This is a genomic window from Paenibacillus sp. FSL R5-192 (assembly GCF_000517845.1).
GTDB classification, from domain to species: domain Bacteria; phylum Bacillota; class Bacilli; order Paenibacillales; family Paenibacillaceae; genus Paenibacillus; species Paenibacillus amylolyticus.
Genome location: NZ_ASPR01000079.1, coordinates 136,517 through 150,323, shown reverse-complemented (window position 1 = coordinate 150,323; position 13,807 = coordinate 136,517). Strand labels below are relative to the sequence as shown.

The window sequence follows — 13,807 nt, the reverse complement described above, 5'->3', positions numbered from 1 at the left end:
GATGCACATGTCGTACATGTGACACAATAAGCGCCGATCCGGTTACCCGGGTTGGCGTTTTCTTATTATGATTAGTAGTCCGTAAAATATTTTACGGAATCACCGGAAGGTTGGCTTTTGCGAATCGGCTGTTGTACCTGTTCCCATGCCTGCAAAATCTGTATCCCTTCGAGAGTAGACCGATTCTCCCACGCGATGTGCCCGGTTCGTTCCAGCTCCTGCAGTGACTCATGAATGTATGCTCTGCTTCGTCCCGTCTTGTTCTCCAGTTCATCCATACGCGGCAGCCTGCGCCGTTGTCCTGCATAGTTCACCATAATACGCAAAATCTTGCGTTCAAAGTCGTTCAGCATACTTTACCTCCCCATTCAGATCGGTAACAGGACGCCATGCCAGAATACCTTGCTCCAGAAATGTTCGGGGTGAGCCTTCTTTTCCCGCTGATGCTCTAATCATCCCACCACGTACACTGTTAATTCGAATCTGTCGCTGCGTAATCTGCCCTGCACGATCCATGTAGACAAGCTCCACCATCTGGCCAATATATTTCCCTAGCATAATCATCCCTCCGATAAGAACGTTTGTTTGTATTTCATATTATATGCGAACATAAGTTCTTTATTCAATAGTAAAAAAAGGATTTTGTAAAATAAAAAAAACCAGACTTTCACCTTAATGATTAAGGCAGTCTGGTTCATAACGGATCAGTGTCGATCCGATTCGGAAAATTGTACTTTCTTCAACTGCTGTGTAGATGGATTAAAATCAACATTTACATAGACTGCGAATTGCTTGCCGTCTTTCGCACGAACCCACAGCTTGAACTGTTCCCGTGATTGATCCGCTGTTAGAGAGGTGCGACCGATATGCTTATAGTCCAAAATATCCACATTATACTTGGTCTGTGTTTCTTTGACCGCAATAATTCCCCACTTCGCATAATCAGGGATGGCGGCGCCTGTGCCTGATGTAATTCCGGCTAAACTCAGGACTACCGACATGACGGTAACGATGAGCATTCTCATTTCACTCACTCCTTGGGACAATATGTTTCTGTTATATTGCCCGTCCGGGTTTCATTTTACACGAATAAACGAAAGATCCAGGCCAGTGGCCGTAGGGAAAAAGGAACCACATGAACAAGTCGGTCAAACGAATCAGGAGGCTCTGTCCGGAAACTTATCCCCCAGTCACCCGAGAAAAAGTGTTGTTATGTCTTCGGCTCCTCAGGACGTTCCAACCCGTATTTCTTTTCAAGCCTTTGCCTCGTTTGTTCATCCACCTGAACCTCATTCGTAACGACATATGCTGTGGCAGGCTCGCTGCTTATGTACATCTGAATCATTAGAAACATCACAATCCCAACTATTTGTATCCAACGCTTGTTCATCTCTTACTCCTTTATGGATTCATGACTCTCTTCTCTTGTACGTGAAGACTCGTTTGAATGTTTGATTATACATAAATTTGACCGTATTGGAAATAACAAATGGGAGAAGAGTAGGGGCATGCGTTATGCGATGATTAAGTCCCATTTGGTTGATTTTTTGTTTAAAAAACCCAATAGACGTGTAATAGGCCATGACAGAGTGACTCCACGATCTGAAACCCTACACGATCTGCAATACCAATATGAGGAGGTTACACCCGAATGTTCAAACGCTTGGATGAAATCCTGATTGAGATTCCCAATGTCGAGAAGCCAGATCCGAATGCTGCGGCAGCTATACAAGAATTACTCGGCGGCAAATTCGGAGAAATGTCAACGTTGAACAACTACCTCTATCAATCGTTTAATTTTCGATCCAAAGAAAAGCTGAAGCCCTTCTATGACCTCGTCATGAGCATTACGGCCGAAGAATTGGGTCATGTTGAGCTCGTGTCTCATGGCATTAACAAGTGCCTCCGAGGTTCAACCGAGTACAAAGAACCGGACGATACACCGCTAGGTTCCGTGAAAGATGCTCGTCTGTCGTATCACTACCTGGCAGGTGCACAAGGCGCAATGCCTTTTGACTCTATGGGTAATCCATGGACGGGAGCAAACGTCTTCAACAGTGGTAACCTGGTCGAGGACCTGCTGCATAACTTCTTCCTAGAATGTGGCGCTCGTACCCATAAGATGAAAGTATATGAGATGACGGATCACCCGGCAGCCCGGGAAGTGGTTGGTTTCCTGCTGGTACGTGGCGGCGTGCATGTTGTCGCATATGCCAAAGCACTCGAGATTGCAACTGGCGTAAATGTGACCAAGCTGGTTCCTATTCCCTCACTGAACAACAAAGCCTTCAACGAGGCTCGCAAATATGAAGAAAAAGGGGTACACACCAAGCTGTATACCTATAGTGATAAAGATTTCAATACGATTGGACAGATCTGGAAAGGAACTCACCCCGAAGATGGACAACCTCTTGAAGTCATCCAAGGGATACCTGAAGGATTCCCGATTCCAGAAGCTCCTGCGGCCGAGGAAGAATTTGCACCGGGCATATCGCAAGAAGACTTCAAGGAAATTGCACGTCGTCTGAAGATGGCAGGGAATATTGCGGATTAAGAAACAATTTGTTTAACAATTTCTTTCCCTATATATAGATTTTTTAACTCTATGTTTAAGTGAAGCCCTCGAACCCTGCTGCTGAATGCAGAGAGGATTTGAGGGCTTTGTTCTAATCAATTTTTGATACCATTTTATGATGCAAAATAAGTATTTTGTATGCCGTCATTTTCTGAGAATTTAGCTGTAAAAGTAAACCGGATCTCTGCTCACATCGTTAAACTTAGTTAAACTCCAACACCGATTCCTCCCGCTGACTCATGACTTCAATTAACATGTTGGCACCCAGACGAAAACCTTGTGCAAACGCTGCTTCCGTATGCATGCCCTCAGATCTGCCACACAAGTCAAATAACTGTTCAAGCTCACGGAATTCTTCCTCGCTCAATCGATTCTTCCATTGCTCTGTCAGAGCTGCAATCTGCCGCCCCAACGCTTGGTATTCAGGATGTGTCGGCATCATCATCTCATCCGGTCGAAGTCGTCCATTATATAATGCTTCTAATATCGAATTCATGTGCATCCTCCTGTATATCAATTCGCACCTCACTTGAATGAACGTTCTGCACATGGTAGGATATTTATGCAGTCGCTCATTTAAGTGATTGCGGGATAGGAAGCAGCGGTGTTCTTCGTGGGACTTACGCTGCTTCCTTTTTTCATTTTTGGAGTTCGTCGTAAATCTTCTCTATCCCTTTGCGAACGATGTCTGATCGGTTCGTATTCAGCTTCTCAGCCGAAATATCGAGCTTGTTCATAATTTCCTCGTCAACACGTATCTCAATCGTTCTGCTTTTGGGTTTGTCAGATTTAGGCCGCCCCATCTTTTTGGCGGACATTTGCTTCACCTCTTTTTTTGTCCTGACAATAATATATTATTGTCAGGACAAAAAGTCAATGCATTTGTAAAACATACGTTCGTTTTTGTGACAGCAGATTCATAGATAAATGTATAGTCTGTAATCCGTTTGAATGATAAAAAAACAACCTTGAACGGCTAGGCGCTCAAGGTCGTTAGAGTACTATTTCACTCTTCCATTGGCTTTCCATATCTCACTAAGACATGCCAGAGTAATTTTAACTCTTGTAGAACTTCTGTGTAGGTTCCTCTATCGCTCCAATGGCTTGGGTTTCGTTTCAAGTCCATAGCTGCAGAACCAATGATATCTGCATCAATCAAATCACTTTTTGCAATTCTTTTGGCTAGTGAAGGCATTGAAGGACCTCGAAAATCCATAGGAACGTCATTAACTAATAGTGTAAAGCCCATGTGCCAATGGAGATCAACAGCTGTCAGCTCACCCTTAACTTTCTGACGGGCTCAACACGATCAACCCAAATATTCACTTCTTCATATCCCTTTTGTACACGTACCTTCCCCATACCACCAACGCCGCACACAACAAGATCACACAATAAGCCCATACAAAAAACATGGCAAGCCCCAACCCGATGTTGGCATCCAGGCGCTTATCAAAGATCTCTGTGTATAGCGAAAAACCGAGTGGCACGGCGCCAACAACGAAAAGTCCAATGGACCATCCACCCCCTAGTCGGAAACCGGACCCTGCACGAGTACTGGAAAGTTTGCGAATCCCTTGAGTCAGTAGCCACCAAATCAGAATAAATAATAGACAGGTTATAAGAATTTTCAGCATATCGTTCAACTGCATATCGTGTACCTCCTATATCTTGCAAGATGATGAACATATCTTACACGTTAAGTGTTCTCTTTACTATATTACCCGTTTCCATATCCATGATCACAGGCAGATATGAGCACAGTACCCCTGACCCACAATTGATTATGAAAAAGAAAAAAACGCCGCCGTCCTGACCCCTTCCAAGTCAAGAACGATGGCGTTACTTCTCGTATTTACATTGTTACATCCACATCGAATAGGTTACGCGCCAAACTGCGCATAGTGAAGGCGGCTGTACACCCCACCTGCTGCGAGTAATTCTTCATGACGCCCCTGCTCCGTAATGCCTTGTTCAGCAACGACAACAATGCGGTCTGCATTTTTGATCGTAGCCAATCGGTGAGCAATAACCAGTGTGGTCCGGCCCTCGGACAGCTCAGCAAGGGATTGCTGAATGGCTGCTTCCGTTTCTGTATCCAGCGCGGATGTGGCTTCGTCCAGGATCAGAATTGGTGGGTTTTTCAGGAACATACGGGCAATAGACAAACGCTGTTTCTGTCCACCGGACAGCTTCACGCCGCGTTCACCAATTAACGTATCCAGCCCTTCCGGCATGGACTGAATCAAAGGTTCCATCTGTGCACGTCTGGCGGCCATCCAGATTTCTTCTTCGGATGCATCCAGCTTGCCGTAGGCAATATTCTCCCGAATGCTTCCATCGAAGAGGAACACGTCCTGTTGTACAATTCCGATATGACTACGCAAGGAGTCCAGTGTCATATCCTGTATCTCCTGCCCATCGATCGTGATGCGACCTTCCAACACATCATAGAATCGTGGCAGCAGACTGCACAACGTTGTTTTTCCTGCACCCGATGGACCGACAAGCGCTACGGTTTCACCTGCACGTACGTTTAGATCAATACCTTTGAGCACAGGCTCCTGATCTGAATAACCAAAGGTCACTTGCTCATAACGGATATCTCCACGCAAATGGGATACCGTAACGGCTCCTGGACGATCTTCCACATCCGGTTCCATATCAAGCAACTCCGTATAACGTTTGAAGCCTGCAATCCCTTTTGGATACGTCTCAATAACCGAGTTGATCTTCTGGATCGGTGTCAAGAACACATTGGATAACATAATAAATGCAATGAACTGACCGTAGGTCATACTGCCTTGAATGACAAACCACGTTCCACATACCAGGACAAAGAGGGATACCAGCTTCATCAGCATATAACTGACAGAGGAGTTCCAGGCCATGATTTTGTATGCGATTAGTTTGGTCTGACGGAAACGACCGTTGTTCACAGCGAATTGTGCTTTTTCATGCTCTTCATTAGCAAAAGCCTGAACAACACGGATACCTGTAATATTGTTCTCTACACGAGCGTTGAAGTCCGCGATATCACCGAACATTCGGCTGAATGCCTTGGACATTTTGCTACCAAAGTAGAGCGACAGATAAATAATCAGCGGTACGATGATAAAGGTTAACACCGCCAGATTCCCGTTAATGCTCATCATGATGCTAAATGCACCAATCAGTGTCATCACCGCAATAAATACATCCTCTGGACCATGATGGGCAATCTCACCGATATCCATCAGATCGTTAGTCATACGGGACACGAGGTGTCCTGTTTTTGTATTATCGAAGAAACGGAACGATAACTTCTGCACATGATTGAACAGACTTTTACGCATATCCGTCTCAATGTTAATACCCAGCTTGTGTCCCCAATAGGTAACCACGAAGTTCAAAAATGAATTCAATAAGTAGATACCCAGCAATGCCAGACACGCCCATAGAATCCAGTCCCAGCGGCCGCCTGGCAGCAGATCATCGACTACCCGGTTGACTGCCAGTGGAAATGCCAGCTCCAGCAGAGCGACTAAAATCGCACAACTGAAGTCAAGAATAAAGAGCTTTTTGTAAGGCCTATAATAGGCAAAGAAACGGCGAAGCATGGACTGAAGTCCTCCTTATGCAATCACACAATGGTGATTACGTTCTATTTCGTCTTGCTTAAGAGGTACAGGAAGTATGGCGCACCAATAATGGCAACCAGGATCCCCGCAGGAATCTCCGAAGGCTGCAGGATGACACGACCCAGCGTATCTGCAACCAGTACAAGCAATGAACCGATCAGTGCAGATGCGGGTAACAGGAATTGATGTTTTGGACCCACCAGACGACGTGCCAAATGCGGTCCGATTAGACCAACAAAACCGATCCCCCCACTCACAGATACACATGAGCCGGCAAGTCCTACAGCAGCCGCAAGCAAAATCAGTCGCTCACGCTCAACCGGAGTCCCGAGTCCACTTGCAGTCTGGTCACCCAGATTCAACACGTTCAGTACACGCGCCTTATACAGGACAAGCGGTACAAGAATGATCAGAAACGGTAGCAATGCCGTTACAAATTTCCAGTTCGAACCCCAGATGCTGCCTGCCATCCAGGTAGCTACAAATTGATACTTTTCCGGACTAAGCCGTAACGTAAGCACGATCATGGCAGAACTGATTCCCGCCGCTACCCCGATCCCCGTAAGTAACATACGAGTAGGCATAATGCCCTCTCCTTTTTTGTAAGAGAGAACGTAGATCAGAAATGCAGCAAAACCCGAACCGATCAGGGCCAGAATTGGCAAAAGAAATACCGGCGCTGCTGTCGTTGTCGGGAAAAAGGAAACAAATAACATGACGACCAGACCAGCACCTGCATTAATCCCCAGGATCCCCGGATCTGCCAACGCATTCCGAGATACTCCCTGCAAAATACAACCAGATAACGCAAGTCCGGCCCCGACCAGCACCGAAATCACAATACGTGGCAGACGGAATTCAAACAGGATCAATTCCTGTTTCGCCGTGCCTCCACCAAACAGGGTTCGCAACACCTCAAGCGGCGAAAGCTTGGTAAAACCTGTGTTCATGCTCACCACAAAAGCCGTAATAATTAATAGGGCAAGCACAATGAGGACAATCGTACTCTTGGTTCTCTTCTTGCGCTCTGCTCCAACTATTGTTGAGGATTCCATCGTTACAGAGTCCTCCTTTCTTTACGCGCCAGATACAGGAAGAATGGTACCCCGATGAGGGCAACCAAAGCGCCAATTGGCGTCTCGTACGGCGGGTTAATCATACGTGCAGCCAGATCCGCAAATACAAGCAACAGACTGCCCATCACAGCGGAACATGGAATAATCCAGCGATAATCGACCCCAACCAGCTTCCGCGTGAGATGGGGAATAATGAGTCCGACAAAACCGACCGCACCCACCACGGACACAGCTGTACCCGCGAGAATCAGTACAACAATCAGGCCTATGAGCTTGATCAGCCCAGTACGTTGCCCCAAGCCCACCGCAATATCTTCTCCGAGACTAAGCAGAGTAATGGAACGGGAGATGAGAAGACCTGCAATCAGTGCCGCGAGTACCCAGGGGAACATGACCTCAAGTTGAGACCACTTCGTTCCGGCTACACCACCAGCTGTCCAGAAAGCCAAATCTTGTCCAATCCTGAAATACAATGCAATCCCTTCACTGAGTGCCGACAACATCGCTGATACAGCCGCACCTGCAAGAACAAGGCGTAGTGGCGTAAGACCCGATTTGGAAGCTGCACCAAAACCATACACCAACAGGACACCAAGCCCTGCACCAAGGAAGGAATACATGATGATATACATAAATGGCAAGCCAGGGAAGAAGGCAAAACAAACTGCAAGCGCAAATCCAGCTCCCGCATTTAACCCAAGCAGACCTGAATCGGCCAGCGGGTTACGAGTCATGCCCTGCATGATCGCACCAGCTACAGCGAAACATGCACCTACCATCGCTCCTCCAAGGATACGTGGTAACCGAATCTCCCATATGATCTGATGTGGAGTCAGCTCAGGATTGAAATCAAAGATGGCCTTCCAGACTACACTAAGCTTAATATCAGCAGCGCCAAAAGAAATGGACAACGCCATACCCAGAGCGAGTAGCAAAACTCCCCCTGTAAGAATAAGTGTTGCCGCCCACGGACGAGTGTGTATCTTCGCTGTGGGTGAATCCGGATTATGTTTTTCTGGTGAAGCTTGTGAACTCATACGCTCCCACCCTCGTTATGAGTAGAGCTGCTCAAACCTATGTACATAACAATCACCTCTCTATAAATACCGAACTTTAATGATATTGATTCTCATTCCCATAGACCATTGTAAGTGAATCCACCGGCTCTGGCAATGGACAAATAGGACATGTTTATTGCATATATGAAGATTTGCACACAATTTTACCCGCAAAAAGGCTGCGCAAGAGCCAAAAAGCTCGAACACAGCCTTATCATTGCATATGTAGAACATGTAAAATACAGACTCGATTAACGGGCATGTACCGTAAGTAAGGATGCCAAGACATCTGGAACATCGGTAATGATCCCTTGCACACCCATATCAATCATGGCCTGCATCTCGGCAGGATCATTCACCGTAAATGGATAGGTAACAACGCCATGTGCCAGTGCAGCAGCAACATCTTCTTGTGTGACTGCCAGCTTGTAGGGATGAAGGCCTGAAGCTTCGAGTTTGGCGGCATAATCATAGGGACGATATAACTTTTCCATATATAGAAGTGCTGTACGAATCTCCGGGGCAAGACGTTTACATCTCACGAGCGAAGCATGATTGAAGCTCGACAGCACAACCTGTTGCTCCAGATTCCAGTCCCGGATCGCCTGTATAACCTTCTCTTCCATCCCTTTATAACTCACAATACCATTTTTCAATTCCAGATTAAGCAGTGTTCCTTTCCCCTGTACCAGCTTGAATAACTCCTCCAGAGAAGGAATACGTTCCCCGGTAAAATCAGCATGGAACCAAGACCCGGCATCCCGTGTGCGCAATTGATCGTAAGTCGTATCTTTAACCCAGCCTTCTGCGCCGCCAGTTCGGCTTAACGTCTCATCATGAATCAGTACCAGTCTGCCATCACTCGTCATCTGCACGTCGGTTTCAATGCCTGTCGCTCCAAGCTCCAGACTCCGTTCAAAAGCGCTCATCGTATTCTCCGGGCATACGGCAGATGCACCGCGGTGGGCAATAATCTCCAAGTTCCTCATTCCAGCGCCTCCTGTGTTCAAGCTTCACTCTATGATCCTTACTATAAACACCGTTTGTTAGACCTGTATTAACAGAGCGTATAATGGGTTACCTGCTTCGCTGATACTAGCGAACGGGTTCAACATCTAACGGGCTGGGGATTCACTCATTTTTGCGAACTCAATCTGAAAATCGACATAACATAGTATGAACGATGGAAGCACTGAACTCCGTTATAAGGAGGTTGACTATTGAATCCCTCAAAGAAAAAATCGATACCTACGCGTCCTCACACATCCCAGTTACAGTCGGCTTCCAGGCTTTCCAGAACATCTGTCCATATCAAAAACAAATCCGGTAAGACGGCTAATCAGCGTTCTCTTAACTCCAGTTCACCCAACACACTGGATCAGCTGGCTATTGTTGCAGCAATACTCTCCTTAATTGCAGCCGCCATCGGGCTATATATCGCCTGGAAATCGTTAAGTAATCCGGATCAAACTGCTGTTGTGGTGTAAGCTGCTTGTTGTGCAGCTAATGGCTCAGGAGGCTCTCTCCTGCTTCTGACCTTATTCAGGGGCAGGTTTTTGCTTTTTCAATTACTCAACGTATGCTGGAAACGTCAAAAAACCGTTCCCCTGAAACGCCGGCATATACCGGCGTCTCTTTGGAAAGGTCATTTTTTATTCGGGCGCTGCCTCTGCAGCATGATCCCCGTCCCGGGATTTGACCGAATTACAGAATGAATGTGCGAGAGATAATAACCAACAGAATGAACAATACCAGAATTGCACCTGTTGATGTCCATGCTCCACCACCGAAGCCTCCGCAATATCCGTAACCTGTACCTTTGAGTTCGCTCATCAGTGACACTCCCCTCTTCATCGAAGTACACTATAGACTATGTCCGATAGCGCAACTTGCTTGGGCAGATCAAAAATTCTCCCGAGGAACGAGTAGGTTCAGGCCCGTCTTCTTATGCACTCATTTCCCGTTGAGTTGTGACCACTTCTGAGTCAGCTCTGCAGGAATATAGGATGACATTTGTTTGATCAGCTCAGCCGGATCAGCTTCCAGACTCCATAGACTGAGATGCGAAGTGTTGGAGAATCCTTCCTGTACGCTATGTTCTACCATCTTCATTAACGGTCCATAATATCCGTTGACATTTAATAAGCCAACAGGCTTACGATGAATACCGATCTGTGCCCAGCATAGTACCTCGAATAGTTCTTCAAATGTACCCATACCTCCGGGAAGTGCAATGAATCCATCGGATAATTCAGCCATCGTAGCCTTCCGTTCATGCATGGTTCCCACTTCAATCAGTTGTGTGAGTCCTCCATGAACAACCTCGCCTCGGAACAATCCGGTAGGCATAACCCCGATTACCTCTCCCCCTTGCTCAAGAGCAGCATCGGCTACTGCACCCATCAAGCCCATGCAAGAACCACCATAGACCAGTGCATAACCACTATCAGCAATCTGTTTGCCCAGTTGAACAGCCTTCTCTGTATAATCGGGGTGATTTCCCGGATTGGAGCCTGCAAAAACAGCTATACGTTTCATTGGGTCTCACTCCTTCTCATGATCTATTTTAATAATATATAACATGAATGTTATGGGTATGTACAACAGGTTAACAGAACCAATGGACAAAAAAAACCCGACCGTTTGCAGCCGGTCAGGCTCCCATTTCAATACACATCAATTTAGAAGGGGTTGTTATTACCTAATATACAGACCAAATATTAAATCCGTATGATCTTTGCATGAAATGATTATTAAATCTTCGTATAACTAACGTATGCCACGGCGTGAACGTACGACAAACATATGCTTGTCTTTACGAAGAACCCGACCATCTGCAAGTTCAACCTGATCCTCGTCATGACGCAGAATCGTCGTGGATAACGCTACAATTTTGGCCCGGCGCCAGATCATCACCTGTGACTTGAAATAGATCGCATTTTCGAACTGAATCGCCTTTTTCATCACATATCCAACCTTGTGCACTTCAGAACGTGCTTTCTTTAAGGGAAGACTCTCTTCGGGAAGAGGTCTGATCATTGCGATGTTGTCAAACGATACCTTAATCCGTTTCGGTCCGATCCGTACACATTCCGCTTCTTCATCCCACTCGACCAGCGTTCCCTTTAATGGCTCCCGTATGCCTGTTGCACGATATACCGCTACTTTTCGTCCTATCCAATGTCGCAATGTTCTCACCTCCATCTGTCTAGTTTTCAGGTATCTTCCAATCGATCGGTTCAATACCTTTGGAGGTCAAGAAATCATTGGCTTTGGAAAAGGGACGACTGCCGAGGAATCCGCGATGCGCAGCCAGCGGACTGGGATGTGTAGACTCCAGTACCAGGTGCTTGTCCCTGTTAATAAAAGCACCTTTCTTCTGGGCATGACTGCCCCATAGCATATATACCATTGGCTCTGAACGTTCATTCAGCGCACGAATGACAGCATCCGTAAACGTCTGCCAGCCCAATGCCTGATGGGAGTTCGGCTGACCTTCACGGACCGTCAGAACGGCATTTAATAGCAAGACTCCCTGCTGCGCCCAATGAACTAGAGATCCATGATTCGGAATGGGCAGCTCCAGATCGGCCTGAAGTTCCTTATATATATTTTTCAGAGAAGGCGGTACACGTACCCCCGGTCTAACCGAAAAACTTAATCCATGAGCTTGTCCCGCTCCGTGATAAGGGTCCTGTCCAATAATAACGGCCTTAACCTGATGATATGGCGTCAGCTTCAGTGCGGAGAACAAGTCTTCTTTGGGCGGAAAGACCGTCTGCGTTTTGTACTCGGCGGCGAGAGTGTAACGAATCTTGTTAAAATATTCGGCTTCCGTCTCTTCCTGAAGCACCTTGTCCCAATCGTTTCCAAACATATGTATAGGCTCCTTTCCCCTGATGAATACAGTTTCGTTCAGCCCAACTACTGGGCTCTTCCTTCTGAGAGCCGCATGTCATGCAACTCATAGACTATCCACCATTTTAACATAACCGGGGACAGCAGACCAGAATTGCACATCAGGGTATACGTTCACCTCAAAATAAATCGTATTCTCGCTACATTCCGTATACTCATCCAAAAAAGTCACCTCGCTATTGCGTGGTGACTTGATGACTTTATACTTGAACGGGCACCTCTTCGACTTCTTTCACAAGCACACTGCTGATTCTCCGTAATCCTTCCTGAAGAACAGAACGCGGACAAGCCAGATTCAACCGAATACAACCCTCGCCATTCGCTACAAACATATGTCCATCTTCGAGTAGCACACCCGCTTGCTCCGCGAAGAATAAAGGTAGACTTACATTCTTGGGAGCATATGCCGAGATATCAATCCAGGCCAGATACGTGGCATCCGGAATGTGAAAGACAGCCAGTGGCAGATGCTGCTTCACATACTGTTCTACGCAGGCGAAATTGGCGTCGAGATAACCTTTTAATTGTTCCAGCCATTCATCACCCGTTTCGTAAGCCGCTTGAGTGGCAGCGATGCTCAGTGGATTTTTGAAACCATAATGGCGTGCCTGCCAGATGTCTCGAAGTGCCTTATTCGGAATGATGACATTGGAGAACATCAGACCAGCCATGTTGAATGTTTTGCTCGGAGACATGCATGTAATGATTCGATCCGTATCCGGGAACAGCTTTGCAAGTGGCGTATGTCTTTTGCCTGTCCGCAGCAGATCACAGTGAATTTCATCTGAAATGACCCATACATTGTTCCTCAGGCAGATTTCACCCACACGCTGTAACTCTTCGGTTGTCCAGACACGTCCAGACGGATTATGGGGGTTACAGAAAATACATACCCTTACCTTCTCATCCTTGGCCTTGGCTTGAAAATCCTCAAAATCAATCGAGTAACGCCCCTGCTCGTTGATCATATCCGAACACACCAGTTCAAGATTGTTATGCTCCGCTGCTGACTTGAAGAAACCATAAGACGGGGTCACGATCAGTACTTTCTCATCCGATTGACAGATATATTCCACCAATTCATACAAAGCGGGGATGATCCCGTTCGAGGTCTCCAAATGCTCCTTGGGGAAGGACCAATCATAGTATCTCTTCATCCAATTCGAGACAGCTTCATAGTATGCCGGATCAAATACCTGAGAGTAACCCATGATTCTACGGTCCAGACGCTCCTTAACTGCATCCAGAATCTCGGGAGGTGTGGCAAATTCCATATCTGCAATCCACATGCGAATAAATTCTTCATCTTTGAATGGAAAAGTCATGTCTTCAGTGGCGTTAAAAATATATTGACGGAAACCATCCGTATTCATCGCATTTGTTCCTGTGCGGTCGATAATCTCATCAAAGTTATATTTCATAGCTTCTGCTCCTCTATCTGCTTTACTTTTTCATTGTCGTTTCATGTCGTATTACATCTATTATTTCATGACGCAGGAATTGCATCAAATGCAATACAATCTATTCTGAAGAAACAAATGAAGTTTATTGTTTCTCCAA

18 protein-coding genes and 1 pseudogene are annotated in these 13,807 nt (G+C 46.3%); 2 read left to right on the top strand and 17 right to left on the bottom strand.

The genetic code is table 11. The features are described 5' to 3' along the window. Window positions 1-71: 71 nt before the first annotated feature. The 4 genes from C161_RS30260 to C161_RS30245 all read right to left on the bottom strand — a co-directional run bounded on the left by C161_RS30260 (window position 72) and on the right by C161_RS30245 (window position 1,390). Complete coding sequence (locus tag C161_RS30260) at window positions 72-353, bottom strand: hypothetical protein (RefSeq protein ID WP_036614741.1); 282 nt, start codon at window positions 351-353, stop codon at window positions 72-74. After that, on the bottom strand, window positions 337-558 hold the full coding sequence (locus tag C161_RS30255; protein ID WP_017687387.1) for a hypothetical protein: 222 nt from the start codon (window positions 556-558) through the stop codon (window positions 337-339). Before C161_RS30255 ends, C161_RS30260 begins: the two co-directional genes overlap by 17 nt. Window positions 559-704: 146 nt before the next feature. Then, entirely contained in the window at window positions 705-1,025 is a 321-nt protein-coding gene (locus tag C161_RS30250) for a DUF3889 domain-containing protein (RefSeq protein ID WP_036614744.1), read from the bottom strand. 185 nt (window positions 1,026-1,210) lie between these two features. Then, window positions 1,211-1,390: a hypothetical protein gene (locus tag C161_RS30245; protein WP_036674869.1), complete on the bottom strand. Its 180-nt coding sequence runs from the start codon at window positions 1,388-1,390 to the stop codon at window positions 1,211-1,213. A 261-nt stretch (window positions 1,391-1,651) separates the two neighbouring features. On the opposite strand from C161_RS30245, the gene C161_RS30240 reads away from it, so the two are divergent. After that, the gene (locus C161_RS30240) at window positions 1,652-2,554 is read left to right on the top strand and encodes a manganese catalase family protein (protein WP_036674868.1); all 903 of its coding nucleotides are present in this window, start codon (window positions 1,652-1,654) and stop codon (window positions 2,552-2,554) included. A 223-nt stretch (window positions 2,555-2,777) separates the two neighbouring features. Here C161_RS30240 and C161_RS30235 read toward each other — a convergent pair whose 3' ends face one another. The 8 genes and pseudogenes from C161_RS30235 to C161_RS30200 all read right to left on the bottom strand — a co-directional run bounded on the left by C161_RS30235 (window position 2,778) and on the right by C161_RS30200 (window position 9,318). Then, complete coding sequence (locus C161_RS30235) at window positions 2,778-3,071, bottom strand: DUF6809 family protein (RefSeq protein WP_036674867.1); 294 nt, start codon at window positions 3,069-3,071, stop codon at window positions 2,778-2,780. A gap of 142 nt (window positions 3,072-3,213) precedes the next feature. Continuing rightward, window positions 3,214-3,393: a ribbon-helix-helix domain-containing protein gene (locus C161_RS30230; RefSeq protein ID WP_017687382.1), complete on the bottom strand. Its 180-nt coding sequence runs from the start codon at window positions 3,391-3,393 to the stop codon at window positions 3,214-3,216. Window positions 3,394-3,581: 188 nt separating this feature from the next. Next, a pseudogene (locus C161_RS30225) lies at window positions 3,582-3,845 on the bottom strand (DUF3626 domain-containing protein); the annotation flags it as partial. Window positions 3,846-3,897: 52 nt separating this feature from the next. After that, a complete protein-coding gene (locus C161_RS30220) occupies window positions 3,898-4,227 on the bottom strand; it encodes a hypothetical protein (protein ID WP_036674865.1) in 330 nt (109 codons plus the stop codon). A gap of 231 nt (window positions 4,228-4,458) precedes the next feature. Beyond that, the gene (locus C161_RS30215; protein ID WP_036674864.1) at window positions 4,459-6,174 is read right to left on the bottom strand and encodes an ABC transporter ATP-binding protein; all 1,716 of its coding nucleotides are present in this window, start codon (window positions 6,172-6,174) and stop codon (window positions 4,459-4,461) included. Window positions 6,175-6,218: 44 nt separating this feature from the next. Continuing rightward, complete coding sequence (locus tag C161_RS30210; RefSeq protein WP_036674863.1) at window positions 6,219-7,250, bottom strand: FecCD family ABC transporter permease; 1,032 nt, start codon at window positions 7,248-7,250, stop codon at window positions 6,219-6,221. A gap of 2 nt (window positions 7,251-7,252) precedes the next feature. Continuing rightward, window positions 7,253-8,308: a FecCD family ABC transporter permease gene (locus C161_RS30205; RefSeq protein ID WP_036614761.1), complete on the bottom strand. Its 1,056-nt coding sequence runs from the start codon at window positions 8,306-8,308 to the stop codon at window positions 7,253-7,255. A 272-nt stretch (window positions 8,309-8,580) separates the two neighbouring features. Next, complete coding sequence (locus C161_RS30200) at window positions 8,581-9,318, bottom strand: glycerophosphodiester phosphodiesterase (protein ID WP_036674862.1); 738 nt, start codon at window positions 9,316-9,318, stop codon at window positions 8,581-8,583. Window positions 9,319-9,549: 231 nt separating this feature from the next. Between C161_RS30200 and C161_RS30195 the strand changes: the two genes are divergently transcribed. Further along, complete coding sequence (locus C161_RS30195; protein ID WP_036674861.1) at window positions 9,550-9,816, top strand: hypothetical protein; 267 nt, start codon at window positions 9,550-9,552, stop codon at window positions 9,814-9,816. Window positions 9,817-10,033: 217 nt separating this feature from the next. Here the strand turns inward: C161_RS30195 and C161_RS33400 are convergent, their stop codons facing one another. From C161_RS33400 to C161_RS30175, 5 genes are all read right to left on the bottom strand, one after another. Continuing rightward, on the bottom strand, window positions 10,034-10,162 hold the full coding sequence (locus C161_RS33400; RefSeq protein WP_255319930.1) for a hypothetical protein: 129 nt from the start codon (window positions 10,160-10,162) through the stop codon (window positions 10,034-10,036). Between the two features lie 120 nt (window positions 10,163-10,282). After that, entirely contained in the window at window positions 10,283-10,867 is a 585-nt protein-coding gene (locus tag C161_RS30190; RefSeq protein WP_017687370.1) for a TIGR00730 family Rossman fold protein, read from the bottom strand. A 231-nt stretch (window positions 10,868-11,098) separates the two neighbouring features. Continuing rightward, window positions 11,099-11,518: a hypothetical protein gene (locus tag C161_RS30185; RefSeq protein ID WP_017687369.1), complete on the bottom strand. Its 420-nt coding sequence runs from the start codon at window positions 11,516-11,518 to the stop codon at window positions 11,099-11,101. Window positions 11,519-11,537: 19 nt separating this feature from the next. Then, the gene (gene ung / locus C161_RS30180; RefSeq protein WP_036674860.1) at window positions 11,538-12,206 is read right to left on the bottom strand and encodes a uracil-DNA glycosylase; all 669 of its coding nucleotides are present in this window, start codon (window positions 12,204-12,206) and stop codon (window positions 11,538-11,540) included. Window positions 12,207-12,447: 241 nt separating this feature from the next. After that, window positions 12,448-13,668 carry a MalY/PatB family protein gene (locus C161_RS30175; RefSeq protein ID WP_036674859.1) on the bottom strand — a complete coding sequence of 407 codons (1,221 nt, stop codon included), beginning with the start codon at window positions 13,666-13,668 and terminating at the stop codon, window positions 12,448-12,450. Window positions 13,669-13,807: the final 139 nt, after the last annotated feature.

Bases quoted from the DNA above. Each gene is read 5' to 3' on its own strand.
- C161_RS33400 (WP_255319930.1), bottom strand. From the start codon at position 10,162: ATGAGCGAACTCAAAGGTACAGGTTACGGATATTGCGGAGGCTTCGGT.
- C161_RS30230 (WP_017687382.1), bottom strand. From the start codon at position 3,393: ATGTCCGCCAAAAAGATGGGGCGGCCTAAATCTGACAAACCCAAAAGC.
- C161_RS30260 (WP_036614741.1), bottom strand. From the start codon at position 353: ATGCTGAACGACTTTGAACGCAAGATTTTGCGTATTATGGTGAACTAT.
- C161_RS30210 (WP_036674863.1), bottom strand. From the start codon at position 7,250: ATGGAATCCTCAACAATAGTTGGAGCAGAGCGCAAGAAGAGAACCAAG.
- C161_RS30190 (WP_017687370.1), bottom strand. From the start codon at position 10,867: ATGAAACGTATAGCTGTTTTTGCAGGCTCCAATCCGGGAAATCACCCC.
- C161_RS30215 (WP_036674864.1), bottom strand. From the start codon at position 6,174: ATGCTTCGCCGTTTCTTTGCCTATTATAGGCCTTACAAAAAGCTCTTT.
- C161_RS30250 (WP_036614744.1), bottom strand. From the start codon at position 1,025: ATGAGAATGCTCATCGTTACCGTCATGTCGGTAGTCCTGAGTTTAGCC.
- ung (WP_036674860.1), bottom strand. From the start codon at position 12,206: ATGTTTGGAAACGATTGGGACAAGGTGCTTCAGGAAGAGACGGAAGCC.
- C161_RS30205 (WP_036614761.1), bottom strand. From the start codon at position 8,308: ATGAGTTCACAAGCTTCACCAGAAAAACATAATCCGGATTCACCCACA.
- C161_RS30245 (WP_036674869.1), bottom strand. From the start codon at position 1,390: ATGAACAAGCGTTGGATACAAATAGTTGGGATTGTGATGTTTCTAATG.
- C161_RS30235 (WP_036674867.1), bottom strand. From the start codon at position 3,071: ATGAATTCGATATTAGAAGCATTATATAATGGACGACTTCGACCGGAT.
- C161_RS30200 (WP_036674862.1), bottom strand. From the start codon at position 9,318: ATGAGGAACTTGGAGATTATTGCCCACCGCGGTGCATCTGCCGTATGC.
- C161_RS30175 (WP_036674859.1), bottom strand. From the start codon at position 13,668: ATGAAATATAACTTTGATGAGATTATCGACCGCACAGGAACAAATGCG.
- C161_RS30255 (WP_017687387.1), bottom strand. From the start codon at position 558: ATGCTAGGGAAATATATTGGCCAGATGGTGGAGCTTGTCTACATGGAT.
- C161_RS30220 (WP_036674865.1), bottom strand. From the start codon at position 4,227: ATGCAGTTGAACGATATGCTGAAAATTCTTATAACCTGTCTATTATTT.
- C161_RS30240 (WP_036674868.1), top strand. From the start codon at position 1,652: ATGTTCAAACGCTTGGATGAAATCCTGATTGAGATTCCCAATGTCGAG.